Below are 23,087 nucleotides of genomic sequence, written 5' to 3'. Positions count from 1 at the left end.
GACTGCGCCCGTCGGAATTGCGGGACGGCGATATTCGTTAATCGGTTTCGGGTTATGCCATCAGTTTTTTGTAACGTACGCGGTGGGGCTGCGTGTCGCCGCCCTGCGCCTTTTTCCACGCTTCGTACTCCGAGTAGGAACCCTCGTAGAAGACCACCTTCGAGTCGCCCTCGAACGAGAGAATGTGCGTGGCGATACGGTCGAGGAACCAGCGGTCGTGCGAAATGACGACGGCGCATCCGGCGAAGTTCTCGAGACCCTCCTCCAAGGCCCGCAGCGTATTGACGTCGATGTCGTTGGTCGGCTCGTCGAGCAGCAGGACATTGCCCTCTTCCTTGAGCGCGAGTGCCAGATGGAGGCGGTTGCGCTCGCCGCCCGACAGCATGCCGCACTTCTTCTCCTGATCGGCTCCCGAAAAGTTGAAACGGGCGACATAGGCGCGGGCGTTGACCTGCCGGTTGCCCAGCGTCATCAGGTCCAGACCGCCCGAGATCACCTCGAAAACCGTCTTTTCGGGGTCGATCGACTTGTGCTGCTGGTCCACATAGGCCAGTTTCACCGTCGGGCCCACGCGGAACGAACCGCTCGTAGGCTCCTCGAGACCCATAATCATCCGGAAGAGGGTGGTCTTGCCCGTACCGTTGGGGCCGATGACGCCCACGATGCCGGCAGGGGGCAGCGAGAACTCCAGCCCCTCGTACAGCACGCGGTCGCCGAAGGCTTTCGAAACCTCGTGCGCCTCGATCACCACGTCGCCCAGACGCGGGCCGTTGGGGATGAATATTTCCAGCTTCTCCTCCTTCTGCTTCGTGTCCTCGTTCATCATCTTGTCGTAGGCCGACAGACGCGCCTTGGACTTGGCATGACGGCCCGAGGGCGACATGCGCACCCATTCCAGCTCGCGTTCGAGGGTCTTGCGGCGCTTCGACTCCTGCTTCTCCTCCATGGCCATGCGGGTGGTCTTCTGGTCGAGCCAGCCCGAGTAGTTGCCCTTCCAAGGGATGCCCTCGCCGCGGTCGAGTTCGAGAATCCACCCGGCGACGTTGTCGAGAAAATAACGGTCGTGGGTCACGGCGATCACCGTACCCTTGTATTGCTGCAAGTGCTGTTCCAGCCAGTCGATCGACTCGGCGTCGAGGTGGTTGGTGGGCTCGTCGAGCAGCAACACGTCGGGCTGCTGCAACAGCAGGCGGCACAGGGCCACACGGCGGCGCTCACCGCCCGAGAGGTGCTTCACCGGCTCGTCGGGATCGGGGCACCGCAGGGCGTCCATCGCGCGCTCCAGCACGCTGTCCAGCTCCCAGCCGTTGCACTGGTCGATCTTCTCGTACAGCTCGCCCTGACGGTCGATCAGTTTGGCCATCGCGTCGTCATCCATCGGCTCGCACATCTTCATGTTGATCTCCTCGTACTCCTTGAGCAGTGCCACGGTAGCCGCGCAGCCCTCCTCGACGATCTCGCGGACCGTCTTCGAGTCGTCCAACTTGGGCTCCTGCTCGAGGTAACCCACCGTATAACCGGGCGAGAAGACCACTTCGCCGTCGAAATTCTTGTCCAGTCCGGCGATGATCTTCATCAGGGTCGATTTACCCGAGCCGTTCAGACCGATGATGCCGATTTTGGCGCCGTAGAAAAAGGAGAGGTAGATGTTGTTGAGCACCCGTTTCTGGTTGGTGAAGGTCTTGCTTACGCCGACCATCGAAAAGATGATTTTTTCGTCTGCCATATAGTAAATGCTGATTTTTCGTATTCGGACAAAGATACAATGAAATTCCGGAATTTTAAATCTTCGGACCTTGAATATTTGCAATGAGCATCTCGCGACAACGCCGCAACGGTATATTCCCGCTGCGGCGCCGCGTATCTGCGTATCTCTTCGAAACGGCTATTCGCCCGTATGGATATACTGGACGGCCCGGTCGAGCTGCACGTCCCTGCCGGCCTTCATCGCCTCTTCGTCGTAGAACACCTCGATATCGGGCACAATGCCCACGCCCTCATGGATGACGCCCTTTACGTCCTTCGTCACCACGGTCGTGGTATAGATATCTACAGCATAGTTTTCGATCTGTCCGCAATAGAAGAGTTTGTAGTTACCAGTGAGTGTTCCCTGCCCGCCGAACGTACGTTCTCCGACGACACAGCCGTTGGGAAAGCTCGAAACCGCCATGGCTGTCGCTTCGGACATGCTTACGGAATTGACATCCGCCAGCACGACGATCGGAGCCTCCACCTTGCGGTGTTCTTCCGCCGGGGCAAGGATCGAAGGAACCCACGGCCCGTAATCGAAACGTCCCAGTCCCTCCTTGGTGCGGGTGTAGTTGATCAGCAGCTCTTTATCGATCAGCGGGCGGAGCGTATATTTGCTATCGTTCAGGTAACCGCCGCCGTTGCCGCGCACGTCGAGAATGACACCTTTGATTTCGGGGGTTTCCATAACCAGCCGCAGGTAGTTGTCGACGGCATTCAGGACCGTATCGTTCGGATCGTCCCTTTTGGCTTCGTAAATCATGAACGCCGAAAGACGCAGGTAAATGATCCCGTCGTCGATGTTGTACGAACAGGCATACATTGCCTCGTTTTCCCCCATTACGAAATCCGAGATACGGCCTTCCGATTCGTATTTGCCGATGCAGGACAATAAGTCCTTCCGATAGAAAGGCTCGTGGTAATAGTCGCGGGCCCGGACTTCATCGGCCCCGGGATACGTCCATGTCCAGACATCTCCTTCTTCGACCTCCTCCGGAGAAGCCTGCGGATTGTAAATCTGAAGGGCATAATGATGATCCACAAGGTTCTTGCATATCTCATCATAGAGCTCCTGCAACGTTTCGGTCTTCACGGTTTCGAGTTTGTCCAGTTCCCGGAAGCGGGGCAGGTAGTCGTCGTAGACCTTGTCCCAGTCCGTGGGGTCGACATCCCAGAAGACGTAGGAATTGTTCATGCCGTGCCAGAAGGACTCGAAGACCTGCGACGGCGTGTTGAGCAACTGCCGTTCGTTGGGATTCATCAGCTCGGGAGCTTCGTCGCGGCAGGCGGAAGTCAGCAGTGCGACGAAGAGGAGCAACATATATTTAAGGTGTCTCATGGCCGTTTAGTTTTTAATTTTACCTAAAATGACGTTGCAGCCCGCCTGAACGACGAACGTGGTGTTGTAGCGGGGAATCCGGAATTTCATGTAATCCTTCTGCATGTCGGTCAACGCATAGTAACAGCGTCCCTCGACCTGCACCTCCAGTCGCGGCGTAATGCGGCAACTGACACCCAAGTCGCCCGCAAGGCCCGCCTCGAAACGCCTGTCGCGACGCGAATAAAACGGGACCTTTTCGTCGAATTCATACCGGTTGCCGGAGGTAATCATTCCATCCTTGTCACCCTCTTCATCGCCGAACCAGCGCCACGCTACGCCGCTGCGGTGGCTCGACAGCCAGCCGCCGATGTAGCCGCCGGCATTGAGGAATCCGCGCACGCGCTGTCCGCCGAACGAAAAACTGGCCATCACGGGGATTTGCAGGTAGTTGTTGCGCGTATCGGTGTACATTTTCTGAAAGATATCCGTACGGTGCATCTTGTGTCCTTTCTGCACGAAATCCACCTCGGCGCGCACGCCCAGCCAGTCGAAGAAGTCGTATTGCACGGGAATACCGACCGTAAAGCCGCCGCGCTCGTCGTAGCGCATGTCGTAGGCGTAGCCCGTGTCCATGCACAGCTTGTTGTATGAGTAGCCCGCCGTAACGCCGACGCGCCATTGGGCCGCGGCAGGGAGCGAACAGACCAGCGTCAACAGCAATGCTGCGGCCCAGCAGGGCCGCAAGGTCGGGAATCCGTTGAAAAGTCGAGATTTTTTCATCTACAATAGAATTTGGGAATACTAAAATATATGTTTTTCCCGGGAATACCATCTTTTTTACAAAAAACCGCACCTCCTTTGAAGAGGTGCGGCCGGATGCGAACCGTAAGTCCGATTAATAGTTCTCCTTCTTGGGCTCGAAGTATGCCTGCGGGTGCTTGCATGCGGAGCAGGGCGACCTGCGCTGGCTCTGAGCCCCGGAACTCATACGGAAAAGCCCGGAAGGGGAGCGAACTCCTTTTCCGGGCTTTTTATTGACACTATGGCTTCATTCGCCGGTCAGTTCGTCGAACATGCGGTCCCACATCCTGCCCGTGTTCTCGAGCGAATATTCGGACACTTTGGCGATCATTGCAGGCTGCATCGCACGGCGCAGCTCCTCGTCGCGCATCAGAGCCGCCAGTTCTTCGGCATAGGCCCTCTCGTCGAAGGGAGCGACCAGAATACCGGTGCTTCGGTCGCTGCCCACGATCCGGCGGACGCCGCCGGAACACCCGAACGCAATCGGAACCACGCCTGCGGCCTGCGCTTCGACCAGCACGAGGCCCCATCCCTCGAACGATGAGGTCAGGCACAGGATGGCCGCCGTAGCGTAATGTTCCTCGACACGGGTCGAATGGCCGCAGAAACGCACCCGGCACAATCCCAGATCGTCAGCCATCTTTTCAAGATTCCGGCGCTCACGTCCGTCGCCGACCACTTTCAGCTCCCAATCCGGAAAATCCGCCTCGACCTGACTCCAGATGCGCAGCAGACGGTCGACACGCTTGTCGGCATAGCTCAGGCGCCCGACATACAGCACCTCCCTGTGTTTGTGTAGGTCGGGAGTGCTCCGGTTGATATGCGGGTTGGTCAGCGCCCGAACTTTCGAATCGGCCGGAGAGACCTTCACAATCCGTTCGATCTGCCCGCGGTACTCTTCGCACAGCACGAGATAGCGGTCCACAGCGGCATAAGTCCGACGGTATATGCGTGAGAATCGCCGTGTGTAGGCTTTGAACAACCGCTCCTTGGGGATGCTGAACAGATAGCATTCCAGAGTCTTCAGCCATGAACCGCTCGTCTTGGCGGCGTGGAGTTTGACCGAGATGCGGTTTTCTACCTCCCACAACGGGCTGCTGTGGTGGTGGAAGACGAATTTGCAACGGTTGCCGCTCTCCCGGCGGATGATTTCCAGATATTTCAGCGGATGGACAGGGATCACCATGACGTCGATCGACATCTCCCGGATAAGGCCGGCGATCAGACGGGCCATCGCCATGGATTGGAATTGGGGTTCCCGGGGAAGTTCGATGATCTCCAGCGACTCGCGTTCCCGGTCGCTCAGAAACTCCTCATGGAAGTTCTTTACAAAAATGAAGGGCTTGTATTTCCCCCCCCCGCATAATAGGCGCAGATGTCCGACGTCACTTTCTCGGCTCCGCCCAAGGGGTAGTTTTCGTGGATAAAGGCTATTTTTTTCATAGTTCGGCAAAGATAAAGAAAAAATGACAGCTTTGTTTCGCATAAAGAAAAAAACGGTTCCTCCCGCAAGCCCGTTACCCATACGGCGTATCCGCACCGCCCGTCGAATAGTTGTAACCCGGGTCTTTCGGGAATAGAAAAAGCGGAATCCCAACCGGGGGATTCCGCCTTCGCCGTATCGGTCCGGGACCGATTAATAGTTCTCCTTCTTGGGTTCGAAGTATGCCTGCGGGTGCTTGCATGCAGGGCAGAGCTTCGGAGCTTCCTCGGCCTCGATGATGAAACCGCAGTTGCGGCACTGCCACCAGATCTTGCCGTCGCGCTTGAAGAAATTACCGTCCGTCAGGCGGCTCAGCAGCTTCAGGTAGCGGCGCTCGTGCTCGGCCTCGACCGTGGAAATCATCTTAAATGCAGTGGCGATCTCCATGAAGCCCTCTTCCTCGGCTACTTTGGCAAATTCGCGGTAGAGGACATCCCACTCTTCGTTCTCGCCCTTGGCAGCCGCCAGCAGGTTCTCGGCCGTGGTGCCGATGGGGCCGGTGGGGTAGCTGGCCGTGATCTCCACGTCGCCGCCCTCGAGGAACTTAAAGAAACGCTCGGCGTGCTCCTTCTCCTGCTCGGCAGTCTCGGCAAAGACACCTGCGATCTGTTCGTAACCCTCTTTTTTGGCTTTGCTGGCGAAAAATACATAACGGCTGCGAGCCTGACTCTCGCCTGCGAAGGCTTTCAGCAGATTCTGCTCGGTGCGTGTACCTTTGATGCTCTTTTCCATAATTCTATAAATGTTAGTGTGTGTTTCGTTTTACTGTTACAAAGATAACAAATTCCCGGAATAAAGTCCAAAAATTTGCCATCGGTTGTTTTTATAGGGCTATTCGGTTTATTTATAGACCGTTTTCAGTCAGCGTCCCGACGTCGGTGCGGAACACGCCGTAGGCCGCGGGCAGCTCCATCGTGTCGGCGGCCTCGGGCGGCAGGATGCGGTAGCCGGGCAGCGCGACCCACACGGGGGTGGCTTCGAGCGAGTAGCTCATGCGTCCGTCGGGATGGCGGACAGCCCCGACCGCAGCCACCAGTCCGCCGTCGGTGTAGCGCCGCCGCTGGTTCGAGACCAGGTTGCCCAGCGAATAGAGCACCACATGCGACGAATCGGCCTGCCACGGCTGCACGACATGCGGATGGCTTCCGACCACCACGCCGACCCCGTGGCGACGCAAAAATGCGGCCAAAGTCCGCTGTCGGGCATTCTCCCGCCGTTCGTACTCGTTGCCCCAATGGAGGCAGGCGACGATGAAATCGACCCCGGCGGCCCGGGCTTCGGCCACATCGGAGGCCATGCGCACGGTGTCGATCAGGTTGACGATCGTACCCGCAGGGACGGGCATGCCGTTGGTGCCGTAGGTATAGTTGACGATGGCCAGCCGCATGCCGCAATACTTTAAGTAGAGCGGGTTATTTTTCCTGTAATCAGCACTGTCGGCAAACACACCCGTATGACGTATTCCGCAGCGGTCCAGTTCGGCGATCGTCGTGCGGATGCCTTCGGCACCGCCGTCGCAGCAGTGGTTGTTGGCCAGCACGGCGACATCCACACCCGCGTCGCGCAGGGCATCGGCCAGCGCCGTCGGCGAGCGGAACAGCGGGTAACCCGTGTAGTGTCCCCGGCGGGTGAGGGTGGTTTCGAGGTTCACGACCGCGAGGTCGGCCGCCCGCATCCGGGGCGCGAGGGCCGCAAAGACGGGCTGGTAGTCGAACCGTCCGCCGCGCCGCGCCGCCTCGACCTGCGGCATATGCTGCATCACGTCGCCGCCGAACCACAGGTTCATCCGCTGGGGCGGCGGAACCTGTCCGGGGCCCGTCCAGCCCGCAGGCTGTGACGGCGTGCGCCGTGCAGGTCCTCCCGCGGGCGTACAGCAGACTGCGGCGAAGAACACGGCGGCCAGAAGATATGTCCGGCGGATTCGCATGGCTGACGTCGGGCGGCGATTACTTTTTCCTGCGGTTGGGGTTTTCGGGAAACCATCCCTTGGCCACGCGCTCGCGCTGTTCGAACAGCTCGCCGATAGACCAGAGCGACGACGCGCCCCACACGGCCAGCAGCGTCGACCAGAGGATATGCCGCACGGCGATCGAGCCGATGACGGCGGCGATGCCCATCACCATGAACAGCCACCAGATTTTCACGCCGAAATAATATTCGCCCTTGGTGACCATCGGATGGAAGATGCCGATAATCAGGAACGTGGCAACGCCGATGACGATGCCTGTCAGGTTGTATTGCGCTAAAAGTTCCATTCGTATTATTGTTTCGAATCGGTTTCAATGTCCGCGTCGCGGTCGGAGGAGCGCTGGTAACACCGCAGTCCGAACTCGGGAAGAACGGCCAGCAGGTGGTCGAAAACAGCCCCCTGAACGGCCTCGTAAGCCACCCAGTTGGTGTCGCGCGTGAAGCAGTAGACCTCGATGGGAATACCCTCCGGGGTGGGTTGCAGCGCCCGGACCATCTGCATCAGGTCGGGATGGATCTCCGGGTGGTGCTTGATGTAACGCGCCGCGTATTCCCGCAGAGCGTAGAGGTTGACGACGGGTTCCGCCGCGTCGCCGGCCTCGACCATTTGCTTTTTGCTCAGTGCCGCCAGCTCCTCCCCGGTCAGGGCGCGCACCGTGCTGGCGTCGATCAGCAGCGAGCGCTTGATGCGCCGTCCGCCGCTCTCCCACATGCCCCGCCAGTTCTGGAACGAGTCGCTGACCAGCGCATAGGGCGGGATGGTGGTGATGGTCTTGTCGAAATTCTGGACTTTGACCGTCGTGAGCGTCACCTCGGTCACATAGCCGTCGGCGCCGTATTTGGTCATCGTGATCCAGTCGCCGGGACGCAGCATGTCGTTGGCCGAGAGCTGCACGCCCGCGACCAGTCCGAGGATGCTGTCGCGGAAGATCAGCATGATGATGGCCGCCGAGGCGCCCAGTCCGGCCAGAATGGTCGTGGCGTCGCGGCCGATGAGGATGCTGACGATGAGGATTACGCCGACACACACGGCCAGCAGTTTAATCATCTGGTAGACACCCTTCAGCGGGCGGTTGCGCAGCGTTTCGTGGCGGCTCGAAATGTCGTAGAGCGTATCCAAAAAAGCCGCGACGAGTTGCAGGAAGACGACGATCAGGTAGATAATGCACCCTTTGTGGAGCACGTCGAGCAGCAGGGGCATATCGTAGAATGCCGCCCGGAGCAGGGCGTACCAGATGATGGGCGGGATCAGCCGTGCGGTGCAGTGCATCACGCGGTCGCTGAAAAGATAGTCGTCCCATGTGGCTTTGGTCCGGGCGCTGATCTTCTGCAGGGCCGGGACGATCAGCCGCCGGAACACGACCGTCACCGCGAAGGCCACGAGAAGAATGCCCAGAATGATGATCGCTTTGGTGGTCAGCGTGATATACGACTCGTTCCATCCGGCTTCAGCCAGCCATTGGGCCACGAGGGTGTTCAGGTCTTCCATCTTTCGTCAATTAGTCTGAATGCAAAGGTAGCAAAAAGCTGGACGGGAACAAAACATAAATTACACCATTACAGGGGTGCAATCCCTTGTAATGGTGTAATCAATCGTAGCGGAAATGGGGTTCTGAGGTGCAAAGTCTTACAGCAGCCCTTAAAGCCCACTTCTTAAGTGGGTTAAAAGTTATACTGCAACATCACGTTCACGCGGTTGGCGTGCCCCTTGTCGTTGTTCATGTCCTTGCGCGAACCGTAGAGGTATTCGCCGGCCACCTTGCAGCGCGGGGTGAGCGAGTAGAAGATGTTGCCGAAGATGTACTGGCCCTGCTTGTACTGGTCGTCGGTGTAGTAGCCGTGGCTGCGCTGCACGCGGACCGTGGAGTAGCCTCCCGAGACGAACAGACGGCGGGTCAGGTTGATCTGCGCGGCGGCCTGCCATCCCCACATCGGCATCGTGCGCACGAGCGAGGGGTCTTCGGGATTGGGCGTGAAGTCGAGTCCCGAACCCGTGAGGTCCTGAATATAAGGCGTGATGCCTTCGCCGTAGACGCCGTTCATGAAGAGACGCACGGGGGTGCAGACCTTGATCGTACCGCTCAACTGTACGCCCCAGCCCAGCAGCGAGGTGTCGGAGTCCTTCGACACCTTGAACATATAGGGATTGCGCAGCACGCCCGAGGCGCGGATGTGGCTGTCGCGGTTGGCGCCCCACGCATACTGGAAGTACATCGGGACGTCGGGAACACGCTGGTGCATGGGCTTGAAGTTGTCGCCGTAAGTGGCGCTCACCTCGGGCATTTCGGCCGCGATGCCGAATTTGAAGTGGTTGTCCGCAAAGGCGTATTCGTAGCGGATCAGCGTCGCGAAATTGAAATTATAGGCGTTGGGACCCTGAAAGTCGATGGTCGTGGGGGCTGCCGAGAGGTCGCAGAAGGTCGTCACGTCGCGTCCCAGCGTGAAACCCAGAAACGAGACGTAGGCCGAGCGCACGCGGGGCGTATAGCTGCCCTCGGCGCCTCCGCGGAAGTCGGCGTCCATATAGATCACCACGCGGCCCAGCGCCCGGGTGTTGGTGATGGCCTTCATGAAGATCCGCGAGGTCGAAGCGTCCATCATCAGCTTTTGCTTGGTGTTGTAATTGCCGTGGACCGGGATATCGTAGGGCACGAAGTCGATATTGTCGACGATGCCGTCGAAATCGTATCCCGCGCGGAGGCTGACGAAGCCGCCCAGCGAGAACGAGAAACGGTTGTTCTTCGAGGCGAAGACGAACTGGGGTTTCTCCGTCTGCTGGAAGCCGGGGCGGTGGGTGTCGATATAGTCCTGCGTGGCGTTGTCCATGGCCATCCGGTTGAGCGCCGCGGCCTGCCGCGCAGCGGCGGGATTGTAGTTGTAGAGGGTGTCCGTCTCGCGCACAGAGATCAGATAGACCGTCGGCGAATAGTCGCCGCGCATGGCCCTGCGTTCGAAACGCTGAGCCGACGCCGTGCCCGCAAGCAGCAGGGCCACAATCAATAGTCGAAAAGTTTTCATAAGCCGAATAAATTTAGTTTTTTTTAATGTTCTCGCTCATATTCAAGAGTGTCAATACCCAGCCGCCATCTCCGCAACTTACATGCCACCCGCCCGGCTAAGAACCGGTATTTAGGGGCTGCCCGCTTAAGAAGCGGGTATAAAACAAATTTTACTATCTTTGCCTTTAAAATATAAGGTATATGCTTTTTCTGATGACGTTTTTTCTCTCCCTGATAGCCATTGCAGCGGATTTCATCCATTTCCGGCGCAGCAGGCGGCGGCATGTTCCGCGGCGCAAAGCCCTGATAGCGTGGGCCGCCGCAACCGACGCACTGCCGATCATCTCGTCGGTCATCAGCGCGCTCAACCCCGACAACGGCACGGGGTTGATGTACCTCTATATGTGGCTGTTCTGGGGGTGGATCGTCACCGTGCTGCCGCGACTGGCGTTCTATGTCTTCAACTTCGTGCACCTGCGCCGCACGGGGTATGTCGTTGCAGCCGGGCTCACGATTTTCTTCCTCTGGGGCACGACGTGGGGCCGCACGTCGATCCGTGTGAACGAGGTGGAGATCGTCTCCGACCGCATTCCGGAGGCTTTCGACGGCTACCGCTTCGTGCAGATCACCGATACTCATGTGGGCACGATCGTCCGCCCGGGGCGCGAACTCACACGCCTTGCCGAGTGCATCAACGCCCTGCGGCCCGATGCCGTGTTCTTCACGGGCGATCTGGTGAACATCCGCGCCGGGGAGCTCGACGAACGCATGCTGACGCTCCTGCGGCAGATCGAAGGCCCCGTGTGGTCCGTGACGGGCAACCACGACATCGGTACCTATATTAAAGATTCGGTGAGCTTCCCGGCCGCCGCCGAAGCCCGCGAGGTGGTCGCCCGCCAGCGGTCGATCGGATGGCGCGTGCTGGAAGACACGACCGTCTACCTGCGGCGCGGCGCAGACAGCATCTCGCTCACGGGAATCTCGTTCGACCCTGCGCTGCGAGACCGCCGCCACGACCGCGACCTCCCGGCTCCGGGCATCGCCAAAGCCTTCGCCGGGGTTCCCGACTCGCTCTACAACATCACGCTGGTCCACCTGCCGCAGCTCTGGGAGCAGATCACCGCGATGGGGTACGGCGACCTGACGCTGGCCGGACACGTTCATTCGATGCAGTTCAAAATCCGCCCGTGGGGGCGCGGCTGGTCGCCCGCATCGTGGATTTACGAACATTGGAGCGGCCGCTACGACGCGGGCCGCCACACACTTTATGTCAACGACGGCACGGGATATGTTGCATACCCCATGCGACTGGGCGCATGGCCCGAAGTCACCCTGTTCACCTTGAAGCGATGCGAGTAACTCTTTCATTTGCCACGACGGCCGACGGTTATCTGGACGACAACAGTCCCGAACGGCTCATGATCTCGACTCCCGGGGACTGGAAGGCGGTGATGCGGCTGCGTGCCGCGCACGACGCCATCCTCGTCGGGGCCGAAACGCTGCGGCGCGACAATCCCGCCTTGTTGCTGCGCGATCCCGCCGTCCGCGAACTGCGGCGGGCACGGGGAGTGCGTCCCGATCTGGCGAAAGTCACCGTCACCCGTTCGGGTGGGCTCTCCCCGGCGATGCGGTTCTTCACCGAGGGAGATGCCGACCGTTATGTTTTCTCGCAAACGGAAATTCCCGAATTAGAGGATATTGCGGAGGTTATCTCAACCGACGGTTCAATAACGACCGGTTACATTGTCACCGAGTTGGAAAAGCGCGGCGTCGAAAGTTTGCTGGTCGAAGGGGGCGCACGGATACTCGGAATGTTCCTTGCCGAAGGGATGGCCGACGAGGTGCGCCGGGCGGTCAATCCGCAGTTGACGCTCGGGCCCGAAAGGGGAGGTGCGCGGTTCGTGTTCACACCTCCGCCGGGCGCCGAATGCCGGCACGAGGAGGTGGACGGCATGGAGGTCACGACCTGCACGCTCCGTCCCGACACCACGGCCGAAGACCTCGGCTATCTGGCGCAGGCGGTCGCCGCGGGACGGCTCTGCACGCCGAGCGCCACCTCGTATTGCGTGGGGGCGGTGGTCGTGCTGACGGACGGACGCACGTTCACGGGCCATACCCACGAGACTTCGCCCACGCACCACGCCGAGCAGGAGGCCATCCGCAAGGCGCTGGACGCCGGAGCCGACTTGCGCGGTGCGGCGATCTACTCCTCGATGGAGCCCTGTTCGCAGCGCAGCAGCGAACCCGAGAGCTGCACGCAGTTGATCCTGCGCCACGGCTTTGCCCGCGTGGTCTTTGCGTTGTACGAACCCGACCGTTTCGTCTGCTGCCGCGGGGCGCAGACCCTGCGCGAGGCGGGTGTCGAAGTGCGGGTGTATCCCTCGCTGGCGGGCGGGGTTCGTGAGGCCAATGCCCACCTGCAATGACAAATCGGCTCATTTTGTGTCCATAAAGGTCTATAAATGTCCTAAATGACGCATGGGCCGCTGAAGATATCGCAAGAACTTATATATTTGCCCCATAAACGAATAAAGCTATGAGAAAAGCAGTCAAGATCGCCTTCGTGGCGGCGGCGATGGTTCCGGCGCTCGCGTTGGCGCAGGGGGAGCGTCAGATGATCTCGCTCGACGAGGCGATCGCCGTCACCCTCACGGAGAACCCTGCGATGAAGGCCGCCGCCTATGAGGAGCGCGCCGCCCAGCAGGAACGCCGCGCGGCCATCGGCCTGCGCATGCCGCAGATAAACGTCACGGGCGCCTACGCCTACATGGCCAAGGACATCGGGTTCGATTTCAACGACATGAAAGGCCCGGCCAAGGACCTTGCGGGCAAGATACTCGGCAGCGGCATGATTACCGACCCGACCATCATACAGGGCATTCAGGGTTTGCTGAACCCGATGATGAACGCCGACTGGTTCCTCAAGGTGCAGGACCAAAGCCTCGGATTCGTGGGCGGCGAAGTGACCCTCCCGATCTGGATGGGCGGCAAGATCAACGCCGCGAACCGTGCCGCGAAGATCAACGAAAAGAGCGCCGTCGAGCAGGGCAACCAGACCCGCAACGCGCTGATCTCGGAACTGGTGGAGCGTTATTTCGGACTGGCCCTCGCCACGCAGGTCGTGGAGGTACGTCAGCAGGTGGTCGAAGGGGTGCGCAAGCACCTGCAGGATGCCATTGCGCTCGAAAAGAACGGCATGATCGCCCAGAGCGAACGCCTCTACGTCGCCTTCAAGATGGCCGAGGCCGAACGCGAGCTGGCCAACGCCAAACTGCAGGCCGAGACCATTGCCAGCGCACTTTCCAACACGCTGGGCCGCGAAAAAGAGTGGCAGCCCGTGACGGCGATGTTCATACTCGCGAACGTCGAGGAGCTGGACTACTACCAAGACCTCGCACAGATACGCAACCCGCTGCTGAGTCAGGTGTCGCTCAAACGCCAACTGGCCGAGGAGGGCATCCGCGCCCAGCGCGCCAACTTCCTGCCGCAGGTGGCGGCTATCGGCGGCGGATCGTTCTACAACTATCAGGTCGCAGGTCTCGTGCCCCGCTGGGCCGTGGGCGTGGGGGTCAACATCAAGATCTTCGACGGTCTGAACCGCGAATACAAATACTCGGCGGCCAAGCAGACGGCGCGCCGCGTGGGTGAATTGCAGAACAAGGCCGGAAAGGATATCTCGGTGCTGGTGGAGAAGCTCTACAACCAGTTGATGAACTACCGCAACCAGATGACCTCGATCGACGCTTCGATCGCCTTTGCCGAGGAGTACCTGCGGATGAAGAACGCCGCGTTCCTCGAGGGCATGAGCTCCTCGTCGGATTTGATCGACGCCGAGCTGAACCTCGCGGGCATCCGCACCGAACGCCTGCAGGCGGCCTACAACTACGACCTGCTGCTGGCCCAACTGCTCGAAGCCGCGGGCATCAGCGACGAATTCCCGGCCTATGCGCGCCGCAACGACGCACAGGCGATTCATTACGACAAAAAATAAAAATACTACGATATGAAACGAAGCAACGTAATCGGAATCTTAGCGGCCGCCGCGGTCATCGTCCTCTCGGTCGTACTGATCAGTTGGTACCTCACCAAACGGACCCCGATGCTGATTCAGGGCACGGTGGAGTGCACCACCTACAAAGCCTCGTCGAAGGTCCCGGGGCGCATCGACGACATGAAGGTAGCCGAGGGCGACCGCGTGGAGAAAGGGCAGTTGCTCTACACGCTCTCGACGCCCGAACTGGATGCCAAACTCCAGCAGGCCGAGGCCGTGAAGAGCGCCGCAGCGGCGCTGGACGCCGCCGCCGTAGCCGGTGCGCGCATCCAGCAAATCGAAGCCGCGCTGAACATGTGGGAGAAGGCGCAGGCGGGGCTGGAGCTGGCCCGCAAGACCTTCGAACGGGTGCAGAACCTCTACAACGACGGGGTAGTGCCTGCCCAGAAGCTCGACGAAGCCTCGGCCAACTACAAGGCCATGGAGGCTACGGCGCTGGCCGCCAAGGCGCAGTACGACATGGCGGCGGACGGGGCCCGCAAGGAGGACAAGGAGGCCGCCGCGGCGCGTGTCCGTCAGGCCGAGGGAGCCGTCAGCGAGGTCGAGTCGTACCTCAGCGACGCGATGGTCTACTCGCCTGTGACGGGGGAGATCTCGACGATCATCGCCGAGCAGGGCGAGTTGGTCGGCAGCGGTTACCCGGTGGTGGCGATCCTCGACATGAGCGACATGTGGGTGACCTTCAACATCAAGGAGACGCTGATGCCCGGCATCCGGATGGGCATGCGCATGAGCGGCTATGTTCCGGCGCTGGACGCCGACGTGGAGTTCGAGGTGACCTACATCTCCCCGCAGGCCGATTTCGCAACATGGGCCGCGACCCGCACGCAGGGCGGATTCGACATCCGCACGTTCGCCGTGAAGGCCAAACCCGTTTCGCAGGACGCGAACATGCGTCCGGGAATGAGCGTGTTGGTGGACTGGGACAAAATCGAGAAATAGGCGATGCCCGGATTCCTGAGCCATACCGGTGCCGTCATGCGGCGCGAAATGCACAGGCTGACCCATCAGCCGATGTATTTCGTGCTGATGATCGTGCTGCCCGTGGTGTCGTTCGCGTTCTTCGCCCTGCTGTTCAATCAGGGCGCCATCCGCAACATCCCGATCGCCGTGCTGGACGAGGACAACACGACGCTCTCGCGCAAGGTCGCGCAGATGATCGACGACACGCCGACGGCGCTCGTCGCCCGCGACATCCAGTCGATGGCCGAGGGCGAGCGGCTGATCCGCGAGGGCAAGATCATGGCCGTCGTGCAGATTCCGGCTTTCTTCGAGAAGAACATCCTGAGCAACAGCCAGACCCATCTGGAAAGCTACGTTTCGGGAACCAACATCACGGTCAACGGACTGCTGTCGAAGGACATTCAGACCGCCGTGACGACCTTCACCGGAGGCATTCAGCTTCAGGTGCTGATGAAGCAGGGGCTCACCCAGCGGCAGGCCATGGCCCAACTGATGCCCGTGCGCTTCGACCGCCATGTGCTGTTCAACCCCCACATCAACTACGGTTACTACCTCTCGCCGAGCTTCATGCCCATGATGCTGATGATCTTCGTGGTGATGGTGACCGTCTTTTCCATCGGCACCGAACTCAAGCACTCGACCTCCCGCGAATGGATGGCCGCGGGCAACGACTCGGTCGGCGCGGCACTGCTGGGCAAGGTGCTGCCCATCACGGCGGTGATGTTCCTGATCTCGCTGGTGATGCTTCTGATCAACTTCAAGATCGTGGGAACGCCCCTGAACGGCAGTTTGACGGTCATCCTCGTCGGAACGCTGCTCTTTATCCTCAGCTACCAGTCGATCTCGGTGCTGATCGTCTCGCTGCTGGCCAACCTGCGCCTGTCGCTCTCGATCGGCGGCGGATACTCGGTGCTGGCCTTCACCTTCTCGGGACTGACGTTCCCGATCATGGCCATGTGGGAGCCGATGCAGTGGGTGAGCAAGATCTTTCCGTTCACGTTCTACACCGACATCTTCGTCGACCAGATGCTCCGCGGCACACCGTGGGTCTACTCGCTGCCCGACTTGGGGTATATGATGCTGTTCGTTGTCTTACCGCTCCTCTGCCTGCCGCGCCTGAAAAGGGTATGCACGGAGGAAAAATTCTGGGGGAGGTTGTAGCATGAGTCGATTCACACACCAGATAGCATCCTATTGGAAGCAGCTCGGGGCGGTCGTGCGCAACGAATTCCAGACGATCTTCAAGGACGGCGGCGTGATGCTGATCCTGATCTTCGCGCTGATCATCTACGCCACGGCCTATTCGCTGGCCTACGGCGCGCAGGTGCTGCGCAACGTGCCCATCGGCGTGGTGGACGAGTGCCGCACGCCGACCAGCCGCAGCCTGATCGACACCTTCAACGCTGGGCCCAACACCTATGTGGCCTACACGCCGCCCTCGATGGAGGAGGCCAAGGAGCTCTTCTACAGCCGCAAGATTTACGGAGTGGTTTACATTCCCGCCAATTACGAGGAGAAACTCTACGGCGGCGAGCAGGCCAATGTGGCGATCTACTGCGACGCCAGCTATTTCCTGATGTACCGGCAGGTGTTTCAGGAGGTCGTGACCTCGATCGGCAAGACGGGGGCGATGGTCGAATTCCAGCGCCTGATCGCCAAGGGGGCCAACATCCCGCAGGCGCAGGCCACCACGCAACCCGTGATCTACCAGTCGCACAACCTGTTCAACCCCTATCTGGGTTACGGGACGTTCGTCATGCCGGCGATCATCATGGTCATCATCCAGCAGACGATGCTCATCGGCATCGGCATGATCGGCGGCACATGGCGCGAGTTCGGGCTTTACCACAAGCTCTGCCCCTCGGGGCGGCAGCGGATGTCGACGCTTCCGATCGTGCTGGGACGCGCGCTGGTATACGGGCTTATCTACGCCGTGACCTGCACCTACATCCTCGGGCTTCACTACAAGCTGTTCCATTTCCCGATGAACGGTGCAACGGGGGCCGTGATGCTCTTCATGGCGGCCTATCTGGCGGCCTGCATCGCCATGGGAATCGCCGTCTCGACGCTGTTCCGCTACCGCGAAAATTCGCTGCTGCTGTTGCTGTGGACCTCGATCCCGGTGCTGATGCTCAGCGGCGTCTCCTATCCCCGCGAGGGCATTCCCGACTGGCTTTTCAACCTCGGGCAGTTGTTTCCGAGCAGCCACGGCGTCAACGGGTTCATCCGCATTCAGAGCATGGGGGCCTCGATCCCCGAGGTGTTCGCCGAGATCAAATGGCTCATCATCCTCACGGTCGCATACGGCGGACTAGCCTGCATCGGCATCCATCAGGTGATCCGGCGCGAACAACGCCAACTTAGAAATCGGACTTTGGGGAACGAAAAATAGTCAGCCTTTCATATCCTGCGATTCCCGGTAGGATTGCCCCCGCCGGGAATCGTCGTTTTCCGGTACCGCGCGGGCGACATTCCCGTGGCTTTCTTGAAAACCCGGATGAAGTGGGGCAGATCATTGAAGCCGACCATAAAGCAAATCTCCGACACCTGCTTCTGCGAATGTTTCAACAGTTCGCAGGCCGTATTCAGCCGGTATCGGGTGACATACTGCGAGAAAGTCATCCCCTTGCATCGCCGGAAGTAAGCGCAAAACGCAGAACGGTTCATGCCCGCTTCTGCGGCAATGTCGTCCAACGGGATAGCGTGGACGTAATGTGCCATTACATAGGTGCAGATATGCTGCATGCGCCGCACGTCCCGCTCGATGCGCATGGGCCTGCCGGCGAAAGTGTGGTCGGACGACGTGAAGATGACGGGCAGCAGCCGGAGCATTTCGCACAGACGTCCCAACTCGTCCATATCGTTCATCCCTGCGAGCATCTTGCGGATGGTTCGGGAACTTCCGGGCCCAAATCGCAGGGCATCGGTCGGAAAGGCAATGCCCGCCAGACGGTTGCGCAGTTCGGGAAAGACCTCCATGCACCGTTCCACCAGCGAATGGCTGAAAGCCGCCATCAGATAGCGGACGCACCCGTCATCGCCGGCCGAGTCCGGCGCATAGGTCCAGCGGTGGAGCATGCCGGGCGGGATCAGCGCCACATCGCCAGCCGAAAAAGGCTGCAACGTGTCGCCCGCCATCCGGTTCCCGTACCCGTGGACGACGTAATACAACTCCCAAGCATCGTGGCGGTGCAGCTTGGCTTCGATCTCCGTTTCGATCCGTTGGTCGATAAAGAAAAACGAATGATTCTCCGTTTCGGGCAGTTCGTAGGGGATGGCTGTATCTTCCATAAAAGCCATTGAATTGATCCGAATACAAATGTACGACAATTATTTGAAACGATAGGACAAATACACGACAATAAAGCGATGTAACTTTGCAATCGGAAACAAGAAGTTCGACTTAAAAAACGATTGCCATGGATTTTTATGAAGTATTGGAGAAGCGGAGGACCATCCGCGACTTTTCCGACAAAGAGGTTTCGGACGAAGTATTGGAAAAAGTGTTGTCGGCGGCATTCAAAGCCCCGACCAATGACCATCTGCGACAATTCGAGTTCGTCGTGGTGCGCGGCCGCGAAAACATCGCCAAGGTAATCGCTCCGCTCTCAAAGAACATGGAGAAGTTCAAGGAGCTTGTCTCCGAGGTGGACGAGTCCGGCGACAAGGATAAAATGGCGATGTTCGCCGATGCGCTGCCCAAGCAGCAAAAGATGCTCATGGAGAGCGGGCTGCTTGTCATTCCGTTCTTTCGCCAGTTGACATGGCCGTTGCTCGAACCTGCGGAGCAGAGTTCGCTCAACTACTTCGCTTCGGCATGGTGCGCATTGGAAAACATACTGCTTGCCGCCACTGCAGAGGGCTTGGGAACCGTATTCCACGTCCCCGTGGGCGACGAGGCCGGCAAGATAAAGAGAATCGCAGGAGCTCCCGAAGACTACGAATTCACTTGTCTGCTCACAATGGGCTATCCCGCAGAAAACGCATTCCTGCCCAAACAGAAAGAGATTCGCACGACGGACCGAATACACCGGAACGTCTGGTAATCGACTAAAAAGACGTCAGGTTTTCGCCTGACGTCTTTTTGTTCATTAGAATCCTCCGGGGCCTCCGCGGAAGCCTCCCGGGGGAGGTCCGCCCGGGCCGCCGGGACCCATGCGGCGAGTGCCGCCGGACGGCTCCACGCCGTAATCCTTGAGGTTGCGCGAACCCTTCTTGCCGAAACGGCGCAGGTTGTAGGTGAACTGCACCATGTAGTAGCGTCCGATGACGCTGTTGGTGGAGTTCTGCGTATAGCCCGAACCCGTCGAGCGCGAGAAGGCCCGGTTCTGGTTGAAGAGGTCGTTGACCCCGACCATCACCTCGCCGCGCTTGTTTCTGAAGACCTTTTTACCCAGCCAGACGTTGCACAGGAGGTAATCCTCCGAGTAATCGTTCGTGAAGCCGATGTACTGCGTGTAGGCCGCGCTCGCCGTGAAGGTGAAGCCCAGCGGGAAGACCACTTTCAGGTTGCCCTGCGCCGAGTGGTTGAAATAGCGGTTCTTCGACTTGTCGGTGTTCAGCGAGTTGGTCGCCTCGTTGTAGGTGCCGTTCCACGAGAGGGTGAAGTCGACATTCTCCGAAATGTTGCTGCCCAGCACGGCCCGGAAGTCGTAACCCATGTTCTTGGTGTCGTTGCGCTCGCCGCCCGAGATCATACCCGTCTCAGGGTCGATCGAGTTACCGCCCAGCATGCTGGGGGTCTTGGTGTAGGTGACGCCCGCCATGACATTGAAGTTCGATTTGAGGAACCCGATCGGCAGTCCGTAGCTCAGGTGGGTCCGCAACTGCCAGTAGCCGTCGAGATTGGTGGTCGTCGAATAGAAATTGGGCGAATAGGACTTCCCGTCGATGGTGATGGGATCGGGGTTCTGGTACAGATGCGTAGCCGTATAATCCAGCGTCGTGTTCATCGAGAACATCCACATGAAAGTCCGGCCCTTCTCGACGTTGGAGTTGGTGTAGTGGAAATTCACCCGGTGCGAGTAGGTCGGTTTCAGGTTGGGGTTACCATGGCTGATGTTCTGGGCGTCGGAGACGTCGTAGACGCTCTGCAGGTCGGTGATCGACGGGCTGTCGGTGTAGGACGAAACGAAGAGCCGCAGCGAATTCTCGCGGTTGATGTTCAGTTGGCCCATCATGAAATAGGTCACGTTGTTGTAGGCGTGTTTGATCTTCTCGGCATCGTCACGCACGATCTGTCCGTCGAGGGCCGAACGCTGGTAGTAGACATTGGCCACGAAGGTGTTGCGCTCCTTCGAGAAGCGGAAGCCGGGGCCCACGCTCTGCGTCAGGTAGCCGCTCTCGTAGGAGTTCGAAAGCGAGCGGTCGGGAGCAAGTCCCGCGATCGAGAAATCGTCGCCCGTGATGTAGGAACGCTTGTCGCGCTCCTGCGAATTGTACGATGCACGGTACTGGAAGCTCACCTGCGCATATTTGGCCACGGGCTCGGTGTAGGTGAAGCTGCCCCGCAGGCTGTACGACGACGACGGCGCCAGATTGCGCAGGTAACGCAACTGGAGGTAATCCGTCGGGTCCCACGCACCGGTCTCCGGGTCGATCGCCGGACGATTCGGCTGGGTGCCGAGGACGTTCGACCACGAATTGGAATTGTTCGTGTTGTCCGAGTAGCTGAACGACCCGTCGAGGGTGATCGTGCGGCCGTTCTTGCCCAGTTTGGCCCGGTAGACGGCGCTCGTCCCCACGTTGTAGCCGTGGCGCAGGGCGTCGCTGAAATTGTCCGTGCGGCTGTAACCGTTGCCGCCGTCCGCGGGGGCGCCGTACTGCCATCCGGTCGTGCGGCTCCACGGATCGTTGGACTGGTAGCTGAAACGCGGACGCACCATCAGGTTCTGGTTCTCGGAGATTTTCCACTCCAGACGGGCGTTGAACCGGTGGTTGTAGCCCTTCGTGTCGGAATAGCCGTTGGTCATCAACGTGTCGAGACGCATCGGGGCCTCGTACCACTTCTCCACCGTCGAACGGTTCTCGGTATTGGTGTTGTTGAAGAAATAGCTGCCTTGGAACGTCACCTGATCGCGCTTGCCCCACGAGTCGGAGTAGTTGATGCCGAAGGCGTTGACCGTCGCCACGCCGCTCTGCGGGCGCATCATGTACTGGCCCACACCGCCGCGGCGTCCGCCGCCTCCGCCGCCCGAAACACCCAGAATGTCCTCGAACGAGAAATTCTGCTGGTTGACGTTGTTGAACAGACCGATCAGCGAAATGCGGCTGTCGCCGCTGAAGACGTTGGCGTTACCGCCTGCGAGGTATTTGAACTTGTCCTCGGTCTTGGTGTCGGCGTCGTAGCCGAATCCGGCGTAGAGCTTGCCGAACTGACCCTGACGCATGCCCGGACGGGTGACGATGTTGAGCGCCTTATAGCCCTCGCCGTCGTCCATGCCCGAGAACTCGGCGGCGTCGGAGAGCTTGTTGTAGACCTCCACGCGGTCGACGGCCTCGGCCGGCAGCGACTTGATGGCCGTAGTGACGTCCTCGCCGAAGAACTCCTTGCCGTCGACGAAAATCTTCTTGACCGTCTCGCCCTGCGCCTCGACCGTACCGTCGGTGACGGTGATGCCGGGCATCTTCTTCAGCAGCCCTTCGACATCGGCGTCGGCGACGACCTTGAAGGCTCCGGCGTTATAGCTCACCGTGTCGCCCTTCTGTGACGTGCGCAACGCCTTGGCCTCCTTGACGACGGTCTCGATCTGCACGCCCGGCTTGAGTTTCAGTTGGCCGAGGCTGAGTTTCGGGGCGGAGACCCGGAACGTCGTGTCGAGGTTGTTGTAACCGATGAACGACACCGTAAGTTTGTATTCGCCGTAGGCGAGCGACGGAATGGAAACCGCGCCCTTGAAAGCCGAGGTGAAGCCCTGTTGCTTCTCCGGGGTTTTGACGGGCGCCACGATCAGTACGGCTCCGGCGACGCTCTCCCCGGTATCGGCATTGACGACCGTGGCCGTCACGCTGCCTCGCTGGGCGAAAGCCGCCGCCGCAAAGAGCGTCAGCAGGGTAGTCAGTAGTATTTTTTTCATGTTTGCCTGTATGTGTTGCTGTGTTGCAAATTGCGGAGCGAAGATAACTTTTTTACGGCGAAATCGGGCCTGCCGCGGGGCGAATCGACAAAAAAAGGGTGCCAGTCGACCGGACCGGCACCCCCGACTGCTACAAACCTGAGAATCCTAACCTCACTCCTTTCCCTTTCTGTCCTTTTCGGGACGCGGCTTGTCGCAGTTACCCTTGCATTCGGCGTTCTTTTTGCCGCCCTTGTGCATCTGCGGACCGTGACCGCGCTGGCCCTGCATGCGCATTTGCGATTTCTGCATCTGCGACCACTGCATGAACTGCTCGGTCGTCAGGATCGACTTCATCTTTTCGGCCTCGGCCTTGCGGGCGGCCTCCATCTTCTCGCGCTGGGCGATCATCTCCCTGACCTGCGCGAGGTTGATGGCATAGACCTGCTTGGCCTGCGCCTCGTTGAGCTTCAGTTGCTCGGTCATCCTGTCGGTCTTGCGCTGAGCCATCTGCTCGGCCGTCGGGCGCTCCTTCGGGGCCTCGGGCTTATTCTGCTGTTGTGCGAAAGCACTCGTTCCTGCCATCAGGCAGAGGGCCATGGCGGCCGCAAAAATCTTCTTTTTCATAACTTTCATAATTATTAGGTTGTGCATCATTAAATGACCGTTTCCGGAATCCCTTTTCCGGGGTCTGGTA

The 23,087-nt window shown here is 59.6% G+C and carries 19 protein-coding genes; 7 read left to right on the top strand and 12 right to left on the bottom strand.

Annotated features, from left to right (window positions below; all coding sequences use genetic code 11):
- Window positions 1-52: 52 nt before the first annotated feature.
- From ettA to BN5935_RS12050, 9 genes are all read right to left on the bottom strand, one after another.
- The gene (ettA, locus tag BN5935_RS12090; protein WP_064976310.1) at window positions 53-1,726 is read right to left on the bottom strand and encodes an energy-dependent translational throttle protein EttA; all 1,674 of its coding nucleotides are present in this window, start codon (window positions 1,724-1,726) and stop codon (window positions 53-55) included.
- Window positions 1,727-1,885: 159 nt separating this feature from the next.
- On the bottom strand, window positions 1,886-3,088 hold the full coding sequence (locus BN5935_RS12085; RefSeq protein WP_082944134.1) for a S41 family peptidase: 1,203 nt from the start codon (window positions 3,086-3,088) through the stop codon (window positions 1,886-1,888).
- Between the two features lie 6 nt (window positions 3,089-3,094).
- Window positions 3,095-3,850, bottom strand: coding sequence for a porin family protein (locus BN5935_RS12080; protein WP_082944133.1), 756 nt, complete (start codon window positions 3,848-3,850; stop codon window positions 3,095-3,097).
- Between the two features lie 268 nt (window positions 3,851-4,118).
- Window positions 4,119-5,105 (bottom strand): glycosyltransferase, encoded by a 987-nt coding sequence (locus BN5935_RS12075; protein ID WP_235821090.1) that lies wholly within the window; start codon window positions 5,103-5,105, stop codon window positions 4,119-4,121.
- A gap of 402 nt (window positions 5,106-5,507) precedes the next feature.
- The gene (gene rbr / locus BN5935_RS12070; protein ID WP_064976307.1) at window positions 5,508-6,086 is read right to left on the bottom strand and encodes a rubrerythrin; all 579 of its coding nucleotides are present in this window, start codon (window positions 6,084-6,086) and stop codon (window positions 5,508-5,510) included.
- A gap of 112 nt (window positions 6,087-6,198) precedes the next feature.
- On the bottom strand, window positions 6,199-7,281 hold the full coding sequence (locus tag BN5935_RS12065; RefSeq protein WP_235821089.1) for a CapA family protein: 1,083 nt from the start codon (window positions 7,279-7,281) through the stop codon (window positions 6,199-6,201).
- A gap of 19 nt (window positions 7,282-7,300) precedes the next feature.
- Window positions 7,301-7,609 (bottom strand): DUF4491 family protein, encoded by a 309-nt coding sequence (locus tag BN5935_RS12060; RefSeq protein ID WP_064976306.1) that lies wholly within the window; start codon window positions 7,607-7,609, stop codon window positions 7,301-7,303.
- Window positions 7,610-7,614: 5 nt separating this feature from the next.
- Window positions 7,615-8,811, bottom strand: coding sequence for a mechanosensitive ion channel family protein (locus BN5935_RS12055; protein WP_064976305.1), 1,197 nt, complete (start codon window positions 8,809-8,811; stop codon window positions 7,615-7,617).
- 173 nt (window positions 8,812-8,984) lie between these two features.
- Entirely contained in the window at window positions 8,985-10,340 is a 1,356-nt protein-coding gene (locus tag BN5935_RS12050; RefSeq protein WP_204244912.1) for a DcaP family trimeric outer membrane transporter, read from the bottom strand.
- Window positions 10,341-10,522: 182 nt separating this feature from the next.
- Here BN5935_RS12050 and BN5935_RS12045 point away from each other — a divergent pair, with 182 nt between their 5' ends.
- From BN5935_RS12045 to BN5935_RS12020, 6 genes are all read left to right on the top strand, one after another.
- Window positions 10,523-11,680, top strand: coding sequence for a metallophosphoesterase (locus BN5935_RS12045; protein WP_064976303.1), 1,158 nt, complete (start codon window positions 10,523-10,525; stop codon window positions 11,678-11,680).
- Window positions 11,671-12,747 (top strand): dihydrofolate reductase family protein, encoded by a 1,077-nt coding sequence (locus BN5935_RS12040; RefSeq protein ID WP_082944132.1) that lies wholly within the window; start codon window positions 11,671-11,673, stop codon window positions 12,745-12,747. Before BN5935_RS12045 ends, BN5935_RS12040 begins: the two co-directional genes overlap by 10 nt.
- 110 nt (window positions 12,748-12,857) lie before the next feature.
- Entirely contained in the window at window positions 12,858-14,312 is a 1,455-nt protein-coding gene (locus tag BN5935_RS12035) for a TolC family protein (protein WP_064976302.1), read from the top strand.
- A 12-nt stretch (window positions 14,313-14,324) separates the two neighbouring features.
- Entirely contained in the window at window positions 14,325-15,314 is a 990-nt protein-coding gene (locus tag BN5935_RS12030; RefSeq protein WP_064976301.1) for an HlyD family secretion protein, read from the top strand.
- 3 nt (window positions 15,315-15,317) lie between these two features.
- The gene (locus BN5935_RS12025) at window positions 15,318-16,496 is read left to right on the top strand and encodes an ABC transporter permease (RefSeq protein ID WP_064976300.1); all 1,179 of its coding nucleotides are present in this window, start codon (window positions 15,318-15,320) and stop codon (window positions 16,494-16,496) included.
- A gap of 1 nt (window position 16,497) precedes the next feature.
- The gene (locus BN5935_RS12020) at window positions 16,498-17,727 is read left to right on the top strand and encodes an ABC transporter permease (protein WP_064976299.1); all 1,230 of its coding nucleotides are present in this window, start codon (window positions 16,498-16,500) and stop codon (window positions 17,725-17,727) included.
- An 8-nt stretch (window positions 17,728-17,735) separates the two neighbouring features.
- Here BN5935_RS12020 and BN5935_RS12015 read toward each other — a convergent pair whose 3' ends face one another.
- Window positions 17,736-18,626 carry an AraC family transcriptional regulator gene (locus BN5935_RS12015; protein ID WP_064976942.1) on the bottom strand — a complete coding sequence of 297 codons (891 nt, stop codon included), beginning with the start codon at window positions 18,624-18,626 and terminating at the stop codon, window positions 17,736-17,738.
- A 128-nt stretch (window positions 18,627-18,754) separates the two neighbouring features.
- On the opposite strand from BN5935_RS12015, the gene BN5935_RS12010 reads away from it, so the two are divergent.
- The gene (locus BN5935_RS12010; protein WP_064976298.1) at window positions 18,755-19,381 is read left to right on the top strand and encodes a nitroreductase family protein; all 627 of its coding nucleotides are present in this window, start codon (window positions 18,755-18,757) and stop codon (window positions 19,379-19,381) included.
- Between the two features lie 45 nt (window positions 19,382-19,426).
- Here BN5935_RS12010 and BN5935_RS12005 read toward each other — a convergent pair whose 3' ends face one another.
- Together BN5935_RS12005 and BN5935_RS12000 are read right to left on the bottom strand one after the other, a co-directional pair.
- Complete coding sequence (locus BN5935_RS12005; RefSeq protein ID WP_064976297.1) at window positions 19,427-22,411, bottom strand: outer membrane beta-barrel protein; 2,985 nt, start codon at window positions 22,409-22,411, stop codon at window positions 19,427-19,429.
- A gap of 153 nt (window positions 22,412-22,564) precedes the next feature.
- Window positions 22,565-23,017 carry a DUF4890 domain-containing protein gene (locus BN5935_RS12000; protein ID WP_064976296.1) on the bottom strand — a complete coding sequence of 151 codons (453 nt, stop codon included), beginning with the start codon at window positions 23,015-23,017 and terminating at the stop codon, window positions 22,565-22,567.
- Between the last annotated feature and the right edge of the window lie 70 nt (window positions 23,018-23,087).

Origin of the sequence: Alistipes provencensis (assembly GCF_900083545.1) — a bacterium.
Taxonomy (GTDB): domain Bacteria; phylum Bacteroidota; class Bacteroidia; order Bacteroidales; family Rikenellaceae; genus Alistipes; species Alistipes provencensis.
The sequence above is the reverse complement of the archived record's forward strand: the minus strand, read 5'-3'. Positions and strand labels throughout refer to the sequence as shown.